This window comes from Mycobacterium sp. NGS17 (assembly GCF_059813205.1).
In genome coordinates this window covers 1-15,942 of sequence record NZ_JCALED010000005.1, presented here as the reverse complement: position 1 = coordinate 15,942, position 15,942 = coordinate 1, and the positions used below count along the sequence as shown (strand labels likewise).

General features: G+C 65.8%; 12 protein-coding genes and 1 tRNA gene. 6 read left to right on the top strand and 7 right to left on the bottom strand.

Annotated features, from left to right (window positions below; translation table 11 throughout):
- The first annotated feature begins 10 nt into the window (after positions 1-10).
- From AC5Y7E_RS12600 to AC5Y7E_RS12590, 3 genes are all read left to right on the top strand, one after another.
- Positions 11-2,737, top strand: a complete 2,727-nt coding sequence (locus AC5Y7E_RS12600; protein ID WP_499949501.1) for an ATP-binding cassette domain-containing protein — start codon at positions 11-13, stop codon at positions 2,735-2,737.
- A gap of 96 nt (positions 2,738-2,833) precedes the next feature.
- A complete protein-coding gene (locus AC5Y7E_RS12595; RefSeq protein WP_499949209.1) occupies positions 2,834-3,274 on the top strand; it encodes a ribonuclease FAU-1 family protein in 441 nt (146 codons plus the stop codon).
- 62 nt (positions 3,275-3,336) lie between these two features.
- Positions 3,337-3,741, top strand: coding sequence for a hypothetical protein (locus AC5Y7E_RS12590; protein ID WP_499949208.1), 405 nt, complete (start codon positions 3,337-3,339; stop codon positions 3,739-3,741).
- 1 nt (position 3,742) lies between these two features.
- Here AC5Y7E_RS12590 and coaE read toward each other — a convergent pair whose 3' ends face one another.
- From coaE to polA, 4 genes are all read right to left on the bottom strand, one after another.
- On the bottom strand, positions 3,743-4,957 hold the full coding sequence (gene coaE, locus AC5Y7E_RS12585) for a dephospho-CoA kinase (RefSeq protein ID WP_499949207.1): 1,215 nt from the start codon (positions 4,955-4,957) through the stop codon (positions 3,743-3,745).
- A gap of 18 nt (positions 4,958-4,975) precedes the next feature.
- On the bottom strand, positions 4,976-6,412 hold the full coding sequence (gene rpsA, locus AC5Y7E_RS12580; protein WP_499921832.1) for a 30S ribosomal protein S1: 1,437 nt from the start codon (positions 6,410-6,412) through the stop codon (positions 4,976-4,978).
- Positions 6,413-6,569: 157 nt separating this feature from the next.
- Positions 6,570-7,016 (bottom strand): DMT family transporter, encoded by a 447-nt coding sequence (locus AC5Y7E_RS12575; RefSeq protein ID WP_499949206.1) that lies wholly within the window; start codon positions 7,014-7,016, stop codon positions 6,570-6,572.
- A 29-nt stretch (positions 7,017-7,045) separates the two neighbouring features.
- On the bottom strand, positions 7,046-9,706 hold the full coding sequence (gene polA / locus AC5Y7E_RS12570) for a DNA polymerase I (protein WP_499949500.1): 2,661 nt from the start codon (positions 9,704-9,706) through the stop codon (positions 7,046-7,048).
- A gap of 164 nt (positions 9,707-9,870) precedes the next feature.
- Between polA and AC5Y7E_RS12565 the strand changes: the two genes are divergently transcribed.
- Both AC5Y7E_RS12565 and AC5Y7E_RS12560 read left to right on the top strand, forming a co-directional pair.
- Entirely contained in the window at positions 9,871-10,314 is a 444-nt protein-coding gene (locus tag AC5Y7E_RS12565) for a Zn-ribbon domain-containing OB-fold protein (protein ID WP_499921836.1), read from the top strand.
- Positions 10,311-11,513, top strand: coding sequence for a lipid-transfer protein (locus AC5Y7E_RS12560; protein WP_499921838.1), 1,203 nt, complete (start codon positions 10,311-10,313; stop codon positions 11,511-11,513). The genes AC5Y7E_RS12565 and AC5Y7E_RS12560 overlap by 4 nt, the downstream gene beginning before the upstream one ends.
- Before the next feature lie 96 nt (positions 11,514-11,609).
- Here AC5Y7E_RS12560 and AC5Y7E_RS12555 read toward each other — a convergent pair whose 3' ends face one another.
- Positions 11,610-12,227 carry an ANTAR domain-containing response regulator gene (locus AC5Y7E_RS12555; protein ID WP_064952729.1) on the bottom strand — a complete coding sequence of 206 codons (618 nt, stop codon included), beginning with the start codon at positions 12,225-12,227 and terminating at the stop codon, positions 11,610-11,612.
- 110 nt (positions 12,228-12,337) lie between these two features.
- Between AC5Y7E_RS12555 and AC5Y7E_RS12550 the strand changes: the two genes are divergently transcribed.
- Positions 12,338-12,411, top strand: a tRNA-Leu gene (locus AC5Y7E_RS12550).
- 1,119 nt (positions 12,412-13,530) lie between these two features.
- On the opposite strand, the gene AC5Y7E_RS12545 is transcribed toward AC5Y7E_RS12550, so the two are convergent.
- Both AC5Y7E_RS12545 and AC5Y7E_RS12540 read right to left on the bottom strand, forming a co-directional pair.
- A complete protein-coding gene (locus AC5Y7E_RS12545; protein WP_499921840.1) occupies positions 13,531-14,205 on the bottom strand; it encodes a methyltransferase family protein in 675 nt (224 codons plus the stop codon).
- Between the two features lie 14 nt (positions 14,206-14,219).
- A partial coding sequence (locus AC5Y7E_RS12540; RefSeq protein WP_499949204.1) for a condensation domain-containing protein occupies positions 14,220-15,942 on the bottom strand: 1,723 nt, incomplete at its 5' end.

The following is a 15,942-nucleotide window of genomic DNA, read 5'->3' as shown; positions in this document are numbered from 1 at the left end:
CGATACTTGAATAGTGACAAGACCCGCCCCGCCCATCCTGACAATTCGGCATGACGGGTCCCAACGATCCTTCGCGGCCGGCCACGAGGTGGTCGTCGGTCGCGACGTGCAGGCCGATGTGCGCATCGCCGATCCGCGCATCTCGCGCGCGCATCTGATCCTGCGGTTCGATCAAGGCCGTTGGCTGGCAATCGACAACGGCTCGCTGAACGGGACCTACCTCAACGGTTACCGGATGCCGGTGGTCGATATCCATGACGGCCAAAGCCTTCACGTCGGAAACCCCCACGGTCCGCGCCTGACCTTCGCGATCGGACCGCAGACCGGCCATGCCGGCCTGCCGCCCCGCACGCGGCCAAGCCACGACTCCGGCCCGCCGACCCTGGCCTGGTCGGCGCTGGCTGAGCAAACCAATCCGACGCGGCCACCGCAGCGCCCGCAGGCGCGGCAAGGCGCCCCGGACAGGAGCCCGGCGCGCGGCGGTGGGCAGGGTGCGCCGTCGCGCCCCGTGCCACCCCGGCAGCCGGCGGGACCGCCGCGACAGGCGCCACCGCCCCGCGTGCCACCCACACCGCCGCCCGGAGGCCCGCCACTAGAGGAACTGACCGTCATCGACCCAAGCTCGCCGGCAAGGTTGCACGTCACACCGCCCGGCGCGGGCGAGATCAAGGCACCGCCGCGGCCGTCCGCCACACCTGCGGCGGAATTCACCGTGATCGACACCAAGACGGCCGACGTGTCGAACCTGGCGACGCGCTTTGTGAAATTGCTCTCGCCGCGCGCGTCGTCGGCCGCCGGCACGGCAGGCGCGATGACGATCGGCCGCGCCCCCGAGAACGACATCGTGGTCTCCGATGTCCTGGCGTCACGCCAGCACGCCAGCTTGGTGCCCACCCAATTGGGCACCGAGATCCGGGACAACAGCGTCAACGGAACGTTCGTCAACGGCACCCGGGTCGGGTCCGCCATCCTGTCCGAGGACGACATCGTCACCATCGGCAACGTCGACCTGGTGTTTCGCGACGGCACCCTGACCGAACACGGCGGCGCAACCGCCCGCACCGGCGGACTCGAGGTGCGTAACGTCAAATACGTCGTCGACGACGGCAAACAACTGCTGGACGACATCTCGTTGACCGCGTGCCCCGGCACACTGACCGCCGTGATCGGCGGCTCGGGCGCCGGAAAGAGCACCCTGGCCCGGCTCATCGCCGGTTACACCACACCGACCTCGGGCTCAGTCACCTTCGAGGCCCACGACATTCACGCCGAGTACGCATCCCTGCGCAGCAGGATCGGCATGGTCCCGCAGGACGACGTGGTGCATCGCCAGCTGACCATCAACCAGGCGCTGGGCTATGCCGCAGAGCTGCGGCTGCCACCGGACACCAGCAAAGCCGACCGCGCCAAGGTCGTCGCCCAGGTGCTCGACGAACTCGACCTGACCAAGCACGCCGATACCCGCGTGGAGAAGCTGTCCGGGGGACAGCGCAAACGCGCCTCGGTGGCGCTCGAGCTGCTGACCGGGCCGTCATTGCTGATCCTCGACGAGCCGACGTCGGGTCTGGATCCCGCCCTGGATTTGCAGGTCATGACGATGCTGCGCCAGTTGGCCGATGCCGGTCGGGTCGTGCTGGTGGTGACGCACTCGCTGTCCTACCTCGACGTGTGTGACCAGGTATTGCTCATGGCTCCCGGCGGCAAGACCGCCTACTGCGGCGCGCCCGACCAGATCGGTGGGGCGATGGGCACCACCAACTGGGCGAAGATCTTCACCCAGGTCGGCGCCGACCCCGACGAAGCCAACCGCCGCTTCCTGGAACAGAACGAGGCGCAAAAGCGGCCCCAGAGGCACCTGCCGGACAAGACCGACGAGCCGAGCGGCCTCGGTGAACCGGTTCACACCAGCGTGCGGCGCCAGATCTCCACCATCGCCCGCCGGCAGGTCCGCCTGGTGATCGCCGACCGCGCCTATTTCGTCTTCCTCGCGTTGCTGCCCTTCATCCTCGGCTCGCTGTCGCTGACGGTGCCGGGCAACAACGGCTTTCATGTCCCCGCACCGAATGCGGGCACACCCGACGAAGCCGCCCAGATACTGGCATTGCTGATGCCGGCGGCGGCATTCATGGGCACCGCCTTGACAATTCGCGATCTAGTCGGCGAACGCCCCATCTTTCAGCGCGAGCAGGCGGTCGGGTTGTCGACCACCGCCTACCTGCTCGCCAAGACCGCGGTGTTCTGCGGTTTCGCGATACTGCAGTCGGCGATCGTCACGGCAATCGTGGTGATCGGCAAGAGCGCCCCGACGCGCGGCGGGGTGTTGTTCGGCCACTCGACCGTCGGGGCCACCTTCGAGCTGTTCGCCACCGTCGCGGCCACGTGTATCGCCTCGGCCATTCTCGGACTGGCGATTTCGTCGTTGGTGCGCTCCAGCGAGCAGATCATGCCGCTGTTCGTGGTGACGGTGATGGCCCAGCTGGTGCTGTGCGGCGGGATGGTGCCGGTGACCGGTCGGCTCGGCTTGAACCAGTTGTCCTGGGCGATGCCGGCGCGCTGGGGCTATGCCGCGGCATCCTCGACGGTGGATCTGCGCCACCTGGTGCCCGATTCGCTGCTGTCCCAGGATCGGTTCTGGCAACACGCGCCGAAGATCTGGCTGCTCGACATGGGCATGCTGGCCGCCTTGTCGCTGTTCTACGCCGGCTTCGTGCGATGGAAGATTCGGTTGCGCCGGTGAGGGATCGCGCAGCGGCGGTAGGGTGACATCATTCACCCGCCGAAGCACGAGACGTTCGATCTTTCGGCCCGCACGAACACCGATCCCAAGGGCATCGTGCGGACCGTCGACGAGTATGCGGTGCACCCGTGGGGCCTCTACGTCGCCCGCCCCACTCCCGGTCGCGCCCAGTTCCATTACCTCGAGTCGTGGCTGCTGCCGTCGTTAGGCTTGCGCGCCACCGTGTTTCACTTCAATCCCGGGCATGAACGCGACCATGACTACTACCTGGACGTGGGCGAATACCTGCCCGGCCCCACGTCGTGGCACTCCGAGGATCACTATCTGGACATCGAGGTGCGCACCGGCGCCAGAGCCGACCTCACCGATGTCGACGAGCTGCTGGACGCCGTCCGCCACGGCCTGCTGACCCCCGAGGTCGCCGAGCAGGCGGTGCGACGCGCTGTGGCCGCCGTGGATGGGTTGGCGGCCAACGGCTATGACCTGTCGCGGTGGCTGGCACACCACGGCATGGAGCTAACCTGGCGGGCGCGGTAGCCGCCGGCGGCCCGATAGCCAGCCTGGTGAACCGGGCTACGTCGGGCGTAATCTCAGCTCCTATGAGCTGCACAGCCCGCGGTCTGCTGCCGATCGCCGCCGTATCCGTTATCGCCGTGTTGAATCCGGTAACGGCACGGGCGGATCTGCACAACATCACCTATCGAGCCAGGATCGACGGCGTCACGACGGGGAGTCAGGCCACCTTCGTGATCAACGGCGGTCAGACGAACACGGCCGGGCTGAGCTCGATGCCCGGCAACGCATTCGAAGCCGACACGGTGTTGCCCGATCCACAGCTGGCCGGCATGCGCATCGTGGTGCGCTTCCCGTACTCGGCGAACGTGCACTGCGAGATCGACGTGGACGACAACGTTTTCGTCCAATCCGACCAATTGGTCAGGCCGGTGGCCGGCAGTGCGGACCCGATGAACGGGACGCTGCAGTGCGGGGCACCATTGCCCTAGCCTAGGGTTTCCAGCCCGTCGAGTCGGCCCACTCCCAGGCCCGGCGGTAGGCGTCGAGGAACCACGGCTCCTTCGCCTCGACGTAACCCGCGATGTCTCCGCCACCGGACCTTGCGGCGGTGCGCTTGACGCTCAGATAGTCTGCGCGGGCCTCCGGGTTGGCCGTCAACCAGTTCACGAACAGCAGGGCGAACTGTTGATTGGGCCAGCCGTCCACCCGGATGTGCACATTGGTGGGTCGACCGGGATCCGCTGCGGCGTGAATCCGCTTGAGCCACAGCGCCGGATCGCTCGTGTGGTCATAACTCTCGACGGTGCTGCGGGCGTCGTCCTTTGCCATGTCAGCGGTGATGTGCTCCAGGCGCGGGTACCCGGCGGACAGCAACGGCTCGACGAGTTCGTCTGCGACGGCGAGGGATTCCACGGTGATCTGGACGTCGATGACGTCCTTGGCGGCGAGCTCCGGCACGGCGGTCGAGCCGATGTGGTCGACCCGCAGGGCACGATGACCGCAGCTGGTCCGCAAGCGATTCACGATTCGTTGCGCCTGGTCCGGCCAACTCGAATCGGGCGGCACCAACCTGGCCGGAGCCCGGGCGATCTGGTGGGCGCTCAGGTTGTGTGCGAACGGAAGGATGCGGTTGTTCCACACGTCGTGGGCGCGCTGCACCAACTGCTCGGTGCTGCCGGAGTTGTCCAACCAGATATCGGCGACCGCGCGGCGCTGCTCGTCGCTGGCCTGCGCGGCGATCCGGGCGCGGGCGTCGTCCTCGGGCATGCCGCGCTGGTCGACCAGGCGCCGCAGCCGCACCTCGACGTCGGCGTACACGATGACGACGAGCGGGAACAGCGGCGCCATGCCGGACTCGACCAGCAGCGGAATGTCCTCGACGACAACCGAATCCTCGGGCACCGAGGCGATGATCTCCGAACGGCGATTGCCCACCAGCGGGTGGACAATCCCGTTCAGCGTCTTGCGGGCCTCGTCGTCGCGAAACGCCTTGGCGGCCAACGCCGGTCGATCCAGCGATCCGTCCGGCAGCAGGATGTCGTCACCGAACGCCTCGACGAGCGCCGCCAGCCCTTCGGTGCCCGGCCGCACCACCTCTCGGGCGATGACGTCCCCGTCGACAATGACTGCGCCGCACTGCGCAAAGGTGGACGACAGCGCCGACTTGCCGGCGCCGATGCCACCGGTCAACCCGATGCGCAGCATGGCGTGGTCAGGAAAGCGTCACGCGTTGCCGGCGAGTTTCTCCCGCAGAGCGGCCAATTGCGCATCGCTGGCCAGCGATCCGCCCGCCTTCTCCGGAGGAGCACCGTTGCCCGGTGACTGCTCGGCGGGCCCGGCGGCCTCGGCGGCGGCGAACTTCTCCATCTGCGTGGTGTGCATCTTGTGCCGGCGCTCGGCCTCGGCGTAGCGGGCTTCCCACTCGTTGCGCTGTTTCTCGAAGCCCTCGAGCCACTCGTTGGTCTCGGAGTCGAAGCCTTCGGGGAAGATGTAGTTGCCCTGCTCGTCGTAGCTGTCGGCCATGCCGTACTTCGCCGGGTCGAACTCCTCGGTGTAATCCTCGTTGGCCTGCTTGAGCGACAACGAGATTCGGCGGCGCTCCAGGTCGATGTCGATGACCTTGACCATCGCGTCGTCGCCGACGGCGACCACCTGGTCGGGAACCTCGACGTGGCGCTCGGCCAGCTCCGAGATGTGCACCAGACCTTCGATGCCCTCCTCGACCCGCACGAACGCACCGAACGGAACCAGCTTGGTGACCTTGCCGGGCACGATCTGGCCGATGGCGTGGGTGCGGGCGAAGTGGCGCCACGGGTCTTCCTGAGTCGCCTTGAGCGACAACGAAACCCGCTCGCGATCCATGTCGACGTCGAGCACCTCCACGGTGACTTCGTCGCCGACCTGGACCACCTCGGACGGGTGGTCGATGTGCTTCCAACTCAGCTCGGAGACGTGCACCAGACCGTCCACCCCGCCGAGGTCGACGAACGCGCCGAAGTTGACGATGGAGGACACGACACCCTTGCGGATGGCGCCCTTCTGCAGCTGGTTGAGGAACTCGCTGCGCACCTCGGACTGGGTCTGCTCCAGCCAGGCGCGCCGCGACAGCACCACGTTGTTGCGGTTCTTGTCCAGCTCGATGATCTTGGCCTCGATCTCCTTACCGATGTACGGCTGCAGATCGCGCACTCGGCGCATCTCCACCAGCGAGGCGGGCAGGAAGCCGCGCAACCCGATGTCGAGGATCAGGCCACCCTTGACCACCTCGATGACGGTGCCCTTGACGGCCTCGTCCTTCTCCTTGAGCGCCTCGATGGTGCCCCAGGCGCGCTCGTACTGTGCGCGCTTCTTGGACAGAATCAGCCGGCCCTCTTTGTCCTCCTTGGTGAGGACCAGGGCTTCGACCTCATCACCGACGGAAACGACCTCGTTGGGGTCGACATCGTGCTTGATGGAGAGTTCGCGGGCGGGGATGACCCCCTCGGTCTTGTAGCCGATATCGAGGAGCACCTCGTCCCGGTCCACTTTGACGATCGTGCCCTCGACGATGTCGCCATCGTTGAAGTATTTGATCGTTTTGTCTATTGCGGCGAGAAAGTCCTCGCTCGAGCCAATGTCGTTGACGGCTACTTGCGGCGAGGTGACGGCGGGACTCGGCATGTTGTTGGGTTGCTCCGGACAGGTTTGGTCGTAGGGACAATTGGGATTTACCTGTCGAGGCTACTCGACTGGGCACATGCTGGCCAAACTCGGCCGCTCATACCTCGGCAAGTCTGACGCGGACACGACGTGCGGGCAAATTCGGACGAGCCACCAGTCAGAACTTGGCGATCAGCACTACGCCGCACACCATGAGCACGCCGCCGAGGGCCCTGGGCAGCGTGATCGGATGAGGATCGAGCCTCAACCAGCCAAAATGGTCGATCACCAGCGACATGACGAGGGCTGACGTGACGGTGATGCCCATGAAAGTGCCGGCCCCGACCCGGTTGACCAGGGTCAGGCCGGCATAGACCTGGACGGCGCCGACCAGGCCACCGACCACGGCCCACCAGGGCATCGACGCGACATCCCTGGCGGTGGGCAGCGGTTTCGGCATCAACGCGAACGCGGCGATGAAGAAAACGGTGATCACCGCGAATGAGATCGCAGACGCCAGCCACGGGTTGATCAGGTGCTTGTAGAGCTGGCCGTTCATGGCGGCTCCGCACGTCTGCAGCGCGCCGCCCAGGACGATGAAAGGAACGATCCAGCCTGCGTTCATGACACTCCCTGGTTCGGCGCGCTAGTCGTCTAATGCGCCGCAGCGTCCCAGCTGCGGCCGTAACCCACCGAGACCTCCAGCGGGACATCCAACGGATAGGCGCTGCCCATCTTGTCGCGTACCAACGCCTCCAGCTGTTCCCGCTCGCCCGACGCGACCTCGAACAGCAACTCGTCGTGCACCTGCAACAGGATCCGGGACGCCAGCCCGGCATCCTTGATCGCCCTGTCCACTTCGAGCATCGCCACCTTGATGATGTCGGCCGCGCTGCCCTGAATCGGCGCGTTGAGCGCCGCGCGCTCGGCCGCTTCGCGCACCTGACGGTTACTGCTGTCGAGTTCGGGCAGGTAGCGCCGGCGGCCGAAGACCGTTGACGTGTAACCGTCCTTGCGGGCCTGCTCCACGACCTGCATCAGGTAGTCGCGCACTCCCCCGAATCGGGCGAAGTATTGCTCCATCTGGTCTTTGGCTTCCTCGGTGGAGATCTTCAGCTGGGCGGAAAGGCCGTACGCGCTCAATCCGTAGGCCAGGCCGTAGGACATCGCCTTGACCCGGCGGCGCAGCTCGGCGGTGACCTCTTCGATCGGGACGCCGAATGCCCGCGAAGCCACGAAGGAGTGCAGGTCCTCGCCGGTGTTGAACGCCTCGATGAGGCCTTCGTCCTTGGAGAGGTGGGCCATGATGCGCATCTCGATCTGGCTGTAGTCGGCCGTCATCAGCTCGCCGTAGCCGTCGCCGACGACGAACGCGTCGCGAATCCGCCGCCCCGCCTCGGTGCGGATCGGAATGTTCTGCAGATTCGGCTCGGTCGACGACAATCTGCCCGTCGCGGCGATGGTTTGGTTGAACGTGGTGTGGATGCGCCCGTCCGAGGCGACCGAATTCAGCAACCCGTCGACGGTGACTTTGAGCCGGGTGGCATCGCGGTGGGTGAGCAGATGCTGCAGGAAAGGGTGGCCGGTCTTGTCGAAAAGCGATTGCAGCGCATCCGCGTCGGTGGTGTAGCCGGTCTTGGTGCGCTTGGTCTTCGGCATCTCCAGCTCGTCGAAGAGCACCGCCTGCAGCTGTTTTGGCGAGCCCAGGTTGATCTGTTTGCCGATCACCGCATACGCCGCCTCGGCCGCGTCGCGGATCTGGTGGGCGAAATCGCTCTGCAGCTCGCTCAGCAGATCCAAATCGACTGCGATACCGGCGTTTTCCATGCCCGCCAGCACCGCCTGCACCGGCAGCTCCATGCCGCTCAACAACGAGGTGGAGTTGATGCGGGCCAGCTCCTCGTCGAGCGCGTCGGCCAGGTCCAGCACCGCCACCGCGCGCAGGATCAGCGTCTGCACGGCCTGGTCGTCGGTGCCCTCGTTATCGTCGAGCAGCGAAAGTTGTTGCTGTTCAGGGTTTTCGGCGCGAAGTTCGCGGCGCAGGTAGCGCAGCGAAAGGTCATCGAGGGAGAAGCTGCGCTGCCCGGGGCGCACCAGGTAGGCCGCCAGCGCGGTGTCGGACGTGACGCCTGCCAGCGTCCAGCCCCGCCCGGCCAGGTCGTGCATCGCCAGCTTGGCTTCGTGCAGCGCCTTGGGCGGCCCGGGGTCGGCCAGCCAAGACGCCAGCGCCGCTTCGTCTTCGGGATCCAGCTCGGAAGTGTCGATGTAGCGGCCCTCGCCGTCGGCGGAGACGATGGCCAGGGCGGTCGCGTCGGCGTCGTAGGCCAGGTGGGTGCCGACGACGGCCAGGCCGAACCGCTTACCCGAGCTGTGCTCGGCCAGCCACACGGCCAGCTCGCCGGCTTCCAGCGCGCCACCGCGCACGTCGAAGCCCTCGTCGACCTCGGGCTCCACCGCGGCGAGGGTCTCGAACAACCGGTCGCGCAATACCCGGAACTCCAGGTCGTCGAAGAGCCGGTGAATCTGGTCGCGATCCCACGGTTGCAGCCGCAACGTGTCCGGGGTCTGGGCCAGCGGCACGTCTTTGACGAGATCGGTCAGCTCGCGGTTGCGGATGACGCTGGCCAGATGTGCGCGCAGCGCGTCGCCCACCTTTCCACGCACCGAGTCGACGTTGTCCACCAGCCCCTGCAGCGACCCGTATTCGCCGATCCATTTGGAGGCGGTCTTCTCCCCCACGCCCGGAATGCCCGGCAGGTTGTCGCTGGGATCGCCACGCAGGGCGGCGAAATCGGGATACTGCCGAGGCGTCAGCCCGTACTTCTCGACGACGGCGTCCGGGGTGAACCGGGTCAACTCGCTGACCCCCTTACGGGGATACAGCACCGTCACGTTGTCGCTGACCAGCTGCAACGAGTCGCGGTCGCCGGTGACGACCAGCACCCGGTAGCCCTCGTTCTCGGCCTGCGTGGCCAGGGTGGCGATCAGGTCGTCGGCCTCGAACCCCTCCTCGGCGAGCACGGTGATGCCCAACGCCGCGAGGACTTCCTTGGTGATGTCGATCTGGCCGCGAAACTCGTCGGGCGTCGCCGAGCGGTTGGCCTTGTACTCCGGGTAGCGCTCGGAGCGGAAAGTCTGGCGGGACACGTCGAAGGCCGCGGCGATATGCGTCGGGGCTTCGTCGCGGAGCAGGTTGATCAGCATCGCGGTGAAGCCGTAGACCGCATTGGTGGTGAGCCCGCCACGGGTTTTGAAGTTCTCGGCGGGCAGCGCATAGAACGCCCGAAACGCCAGCGAGTTGCCGTCCAGCAGCATCAGCGTCGGCGCGGTTTGTTCCTCGCTGGCCTTCGTGGTGGTTTTGGTGGCGGGCACGCGTCTCACTCTAAGCACCCGGTGTGACGGGCTGGGCGCCCCAACCGCGCCACCGGGAGAACTGCAACACGTTTCAGTTTTGGGTGTGCGCTGGGTAGTCTGGCCCAGTGCCCGAGGTCACCACTCATGAACCCGCGATCGACGGGTGGTTCGCCACCGATGACGCCGGAAATCCCCATTTGATCGGCAGCAAGTGCCCCGAGTGCGGCACCTACGTTTTCCCGCCGCGGGAGAACAACTGCCCCAACCCGGCGTGCGCCAGCGATGCCCTAGAGCCCGTCGCGTTGTCGACCCGGGGCACGTTGTGGAGCTACACCGAGAATCGTTATCCCCCACCGGCGCCCTACCCGGCGGCGGACCCGTTCGAGCCGTTCGCCATCGCCGCGGTGGAACTGGCCGGCGAGGGAATCATCGTGCTGGGCAAGGTGGTCGAGGGCACGCTGGCGGCGGATCTGAAGGTCGGCATGGAGATGGAGCTGACCACGATGCCGCTGTTCACCGACGACGACGGCGTCGAACGCCTCGTGCACGCGTGGAAGGTGGCCTCATGAGCGCTCCGGAACCGCTCTACATCCTCGGCGCCGGAATGCATCCCTGGGGCAAATGGGGCCGCGACTTCACCGAATACGGGGTGGTCGCCGCGCGGGCCGCGCTGGCCGAGGCCGGGCTGGACTGGCAGCAGATCCAGTTGGTCGCGGGCGCCGACACCATCCGGAACGGCTACCCGGGCTTCATCGCCGGGTCGACGTTCGCCCAGAAGCTCGGCTGGAACGGTGTGCCGGTCAGCTCGAGCTACGCCGCCTGCGCCAGCGGTTCCCAGGCGCTGCAGAGCGCCCGCGCCCACATCCTGGCCGGCTTCTGCGACGTCGCTCTGGTCATCGGCGCCGACACCACACCCAAGGGCGCCTTCGCGCCGGTCGGCGGCGAACGCAAAAACGACCCCGACTGGCAGCGCTTCCACCTCATCGGGGCGATGAATCCGGTGTACTTCGCGTTGCTCGCGCGCCGGCGGATGGACCTCTACGGCGCGACGTCCGAGGACTTCGCCGCGGTGAAGGTGAAGAACTCCCAGCACGGCCTGCAGAACCCGAATGCCCGCTACCGCAAGGAATCTTCGGTCGAGGACGTGCTGGCAAGTCCGGTGGTCTCCGACCCGCTGCGGCAGCTCGACATCTGCGCCACGTCCGATGGCGCCGCGGCGCTGATCGTCGCCAGCGCCGAGTTCGCCCGCAAGCACCTCGGCTCGCTCGAGGGCGTGCCGTCGGTGCGTGCGGTCAGCACCGTCACCCCCCGCTACCCGCAGCATCTGCCCGAATTGCCGGACATCGCAACGGATTCCACCGCCGCCGTGGCCGCACCGGAGCGGGTGTTCAAGGACCAGATCCTCGATGCGGCCTACGCCGAGGCGGGCATCGGGCCCGAAGACGTGAGCCTGGCCGAGGTCTACGACCTGTCCACCGCGCTGGAACTCGACTGGTACGAGCACCTGGGGCTGTGCCCCAAGGGCGAAGCGGAGGAGCTGCTGCGCAGCGGCGCCACCACCATCGGCGGCCGGGTGCCGGTCAACCCGTCGGGCGGGCTGGCGTGCTTCGGCGAGGCGATTCCCGCCCAGGCGATCGCTCAGGTCTGCGAGCTGACCTGGCAGCTGCGTGGCCAGGCGACCGGCCGGCAGGTGGAGAACGCCACCGTCGGGGTGACCGCCAACCAGGGGCTGTTCGGGCACGGCTCGTCGGTGATCGTCGCGCGCTAGGGTTTACCGCCGCTGGCGGCCTTCACTGTGCAACCACGGCGGCTGGCGTCGGCGTGTCGTCGCCACCAGCGCACATCGGACGCCGTGGGTGCACAGTCAGGCGTCTTTGGACGGATCCAATGTCTCGAGGACGACTTCGGCCACCCGCTTCATCGTGGTCCTGCGGTCCATCGCGGCCCGTTGAATCCACTTGAAGGCCTCGGGCTCCGTCATGCCCTGTTCGCTCTGCAGCAGCCCTTTCGCGCGCTCCACGAGCTTGCGGGTCTCCAGTCGGTCGGACAGCGAGGCCACCTCGCGTTCGAGTTCGGCGATCTCGCTGAAGCGGCTGACGGCCAATTCGATGGCCGGGATGAGGTCGCTGATGGTGAACGGCTTCACCAGATAGGCCATCGCGCCGGCGTCCCGCGCCCGCTCCACCAAGTCGCGTTGGCTGAAGGCGGTCAACACCACAATCGGGGCGATGCGCTTGCTGGCTATCTCCGAGGCCGCGTCGATGCCGTCGCGGCGCGGCATCTTCACATCCATGATCACCAGATCCGGCTGATGGCGCTCGGCCAGTTCGACGGCTTCCTGCCCGTCGCCGGCCTCGCCCACGATCTCGTAACCCTCCTCCCGGAGCATCTCGGCGAGATCCATTCGGATGAGCGCTTCGTCTTCAGCGATCAGGACCCGGCGCGGCACAGCGGCGTCGGTGTCGGTCGTGGGGCCTGTCATGACAAATATTGTGTCGTGACCGCCTCAGACCAGCGACCTCGGGGGCGGTGAGACTGGCGGGCACTCCTGATCCTCTATGGTGGGAGGCTGCCTCTAAGGTAAGAGGCCGCGCCCTCGTATCCCAACTGGCAGAGGAAACGGATTCAAAACCCGTACAGTGTGAGTTCGAATCTCACCGAGGGCACTCGGCGACTCGTAAGACCGATATACGACTTGATACGGCTTTGTTTGCGCGCCACCGGGGCCGCGCTCAACTCCCCCGCGCTCCGGCTCTAAGACGGCGGCGGTGGCACGACGGGGCGGCACACATTGGCCCCTGGGTCCCACCAGTTGCCCGGACCGCAATCCTGCGGCGGCGGCGCCCCCAACGGCTGACAAGCATTAGCTCCCGGGTTCCACCAGTTCCCCGGGCCGCAATCTTGCGGCGGCGGCGCCCCCAACGGCTGACACGCATTGGCTCCCGGGTTCCACCAGTTCCCCGGACCGCAGTCTGGGGGTTGAGCCGAGCTCATCCCCGGAGACACCGCAACCACGTACGTCATCGGCGCTATTGCCATCATGGCGGCGCCCGCCATGTGGCGAATAAGCTTGCTCATCAAAGGACCTCCCATCAGGAACCTGTAGCTCTAAAGATTGACCTTGGCCCTGACTTTTAAACGGTCGATTCGCTTTGCGCCGCGCTCACCGAATGCGAGGTATGCAGATTCCATGCGGGAGCGATTTCACCCACGAGAAATTCAGTCTCACTCATGGAAGTGAAAACTTGTCGGCGAAAAGCGTCCAGGGCCCGATGCGGCCTAGCGCCCTCCCTCTTGAGATGTGACCAGCCACATCGCTTTTGAGAGCACAGCGATGACACACGCTATGTCAGCAGCCGCGTCGCCGCCGGCAGTCGGCGTTCGTCAAGCTAATGACGAACGAATTCATCCGCCGTCAGAGGCCAGTTGCCGGGCCAAGAACGTGGGGGGCAAGGTCTATCGTTATGCAGCCCGACGACCCCAGCATCACACCGGTCAGGACCGCGGCCACTGCAATAGCTTTCAGTATCTTTTCCATCGATCACACCTTTCTACTGGTGAGATGACCGGCGGAAAATTTACTGCCGTCGGTTAGCTGATGTTAGCGGGATATTTCGACATGTGTGCAATATTGCGTAAACCGCTGGAGCCGCTCTGTCGAACTCGAAGCAGGCGACAATGCAGCCCGCCGGCGAGCGTAGTGATCAGCCGTAAATCAGGCACCGCGTGTGATCCTGATTTGCCGCGAGGAGCGTAGAGCTGATCCACAACGTTGGGAAATAGGGTCACCACATACACGGCACGAGGCGGTAGCGAACCTTTTCGGTGTATTCGCGGTATCCGTCCAATTCGCCTCTGAGAAGCTGTTCTTCGTCCCGAATGCGCAGGGCGAGCATGATCACGCCCGTTATGACGAAGACCAGTCCCCAGTAGGAACCGAGCGCCAACGGGACGCCGACCATCATGATGACGTTGCCGGAATACATGGGGTGCCGCACCAGCCCATAGAGACCGGTAGACGTCAGCTTTTGGTCTGCTTCGACGCGGATTGTGGCCGCCGCATAACTGTTTTGAATGACCACAAGCATCACCACACTGAGGCCGACGGCTACCAGGACATCGCCGACCAAGCAGGTTGCGGTTGGTACCGCCGACCAACCAAAGCGATGGTCAAGGGCGCTGAGCACAACCGTTGCGGCGAGCGACAAGTACCAGCCGACGATGATGATCTTCTGCGCACTTCGAGTCTCTGCTGTCGGCCCGCCACGCGTGCGCCTCTGAAGCACGGTGGGGTTGGTACGCAGCAGGAAGATGCCGAGCGTCCATGTCGAAAGGGAAGATACCGTGAGAAAAACCCACGCTTGCCAGTAGTGGAGTGTGCCGGCAGTCCCAAACACAATCAGGCCGAACACGACCGGGTCAATCAGCCCGGATACCAACCTTTTAAGAAGGGATTTCACCGACTCTCCTGAATTCACCGCAGGAAATTCTCTTTGCTGGCATGTTTGCTCGCCTGTTCGCTCAGCCGTCGAACCGATGGCGCTTCGAAGAGCGTGGTCACGGGGAGTTCGATGTTCAGGGCCGTATTGATCGCGGCGATTGCTCGCATGGCCGACAGCGAGTCCCCACCCAGGTCGAAGAATGACTCGTCGACTCCGACGCGGCCCACGCCCAGCACTTGGACGAAGATGTCGGCCAGAAGTTCATCGACCAGGGTGGTCGGAGCGGGGCTATCACTGCCACCGATGACATGACGTTTCGGCGACGGCTCCGCTGTGGTCGCGGGTTGGGTCAGCACCGCCCCGCTGCCCCAACTACGACCGTTCCCATCAGTTGGATTCAGCGACATGAGCGGGAGCGCCGGGTCAGCGGTCATGGCGGCCAACATCCGCGTAAATCGCTCCACCACCGCCTCGATCTCGGCGATGGCGAAAAGATCGGTGCGGTACTGCACCCTCAGGTTGAGTTCACGGCCCGGCCCAGCCTGGATCGTCAGGGGGTAGTGATAACAGTCGTGGATGTTGAGCTCGCTTGCGGTCAACCCGTCGGCCCCCACCAAGGCTGCGGCCTCGGTCGGGTAGTTCTCGTAGACGAAAACGGTGTCGAACAGTTGTCCGTGGCCGGTGATGCGGTGGATCTCGTTGAGCGCCAGGTGTTGGTGCTCAACGGTTTTGGCGTGTGCATGCTGCAGCTGATCGAGCAGGTCGGTAGTGGTGGTTGTCGTCGTGAGGTTGGCCCGCACCGGCACGGTGTTGATCAGCAGGCCCACCATCGCGTCGGCGCCCGGCACCTCGGCCGGCCGGCCCGAGACCACCGCACCGAAGGCGACGTCGTGCTGGCCGGTGAGCCCTGCTAGCAGCTGCGCCCAGGCCGCCTGCAGCACGGTGTTGACGGTGGTGTGCTGCGCGCGGGCCAGTTCGCTTATCGCGCCGGTGATGTGCTCCGACACCCGATAGGAGGCCACACCACGACACCCCTGCCCCACCCGATCCGCTGGCCCGACCAAAGTGGGAACTTCAAAGCCGGCCAACACCGCACCCCAGGCCGCGCGCGCGGCCTCGAGGTCCCTCTCGGCGAGCCAGCTGACAAAGCGGCGATACGGAACCGGCGCGGGCAGCCGCTGCCCCTGATAACCTGCGAAGATTTCGGCCAGCAATAGCGGCAGCGACCAACCATCGAGCGCGATGTGATGATTTGTGAGCACGATGCGGTGCTGCTCTGGTGCGGTGCGAATCAATGCAACGCGAACGGGCGGCTCGTCGGTGAGGGCGCACACCGCAGCGCGTTCGGCGGCGCACAGCCACTCCACCCACTGCTCGACGTCCCCAGCCTTCAGCTCGGCATACCGCCAGGGCACCCCGGGATCAGCGGGGATAACCTGCACCGGCTGATCGAAATGCTCGAGGTACCGGGCCGCCAGGTGAGGATGCCGCTGAATCACGATCTGCACCGCATCGCGCAGCCGGTCCGGATCAAGCGGACCACTCACCGTGATACCCAGCTGCACCGCGTAAACGTCATCCCCCGTGCGCTGTGCGGCTCGGGCATGGAAGAGCAATCCCTGCTGCAGCGGGGTCAGCGGCAACACGTCGGCAATCCGGTATAGGCGTTGCAACTCATCGATCTGGTGTTGGTGGAGCCGGGCGGGTGCGATATCTGAGGGTGTCAGCCCGCCGCCGCCGTGTTGGACGTGTGCG

What these genes read in the sequence shown, in the direction of transcription:
- AC5Y7E_RS12590 (WP_499949208.1), top strand. Translation starts at nt 3,337, where the DNA reads ATGAGCTGCACAGCCCGCGGTCTGCTGCCGATCGCCGCCGTATCCGTT.
- coaE (WP_499949207.1), bottom strand. Translation starts at nt 4,957, where the DNA reads ATGCTGCGCATCGGGTTGACCGGTGGCATCGGCGCCGGCAAGTCGGCG.
- rpsA (WP_499921832.1), bottom strand. Translation starts at nt 6,412, where the DNA reads ATGCCGAGTCCCGCCGTCACCTCGCCGCAAGTAGCCGTCAACGACATT.
- AC5Y7E_RS12575 (WP_499949206.1), bottom strand. Translation starts at nt 7,016, where the DNA reads ATGAACGCAGGCTGGATCGTTCCTTTCATCGTCCTGGGCGGCGCGCTG.
- polA (WP_499949500.1), bottom strand. Translation starts at nt 9,706, where the DNA reads ATGCTGCTGGACGGCAACTCGCTGGCGTTTCGGGCGTTCTATGCGCTG.
- AC5Y7E_RS12560 (WP_499921838.1), top strand. Translation starts at nt 10,311, where the DNA reads ATGAGCGCTCCGGAACCGCTCTACATCCTCGGCGCCGGAATGCATCCC.
- AC5Y7E_RS12555 (WP_064952729.1), bottom strand. Translation starts at nt 12,227, where the DNA reads ATGACAGGCCCCACGACCGACACCGACGCCGCTGTGCCGCGCCGGGTC.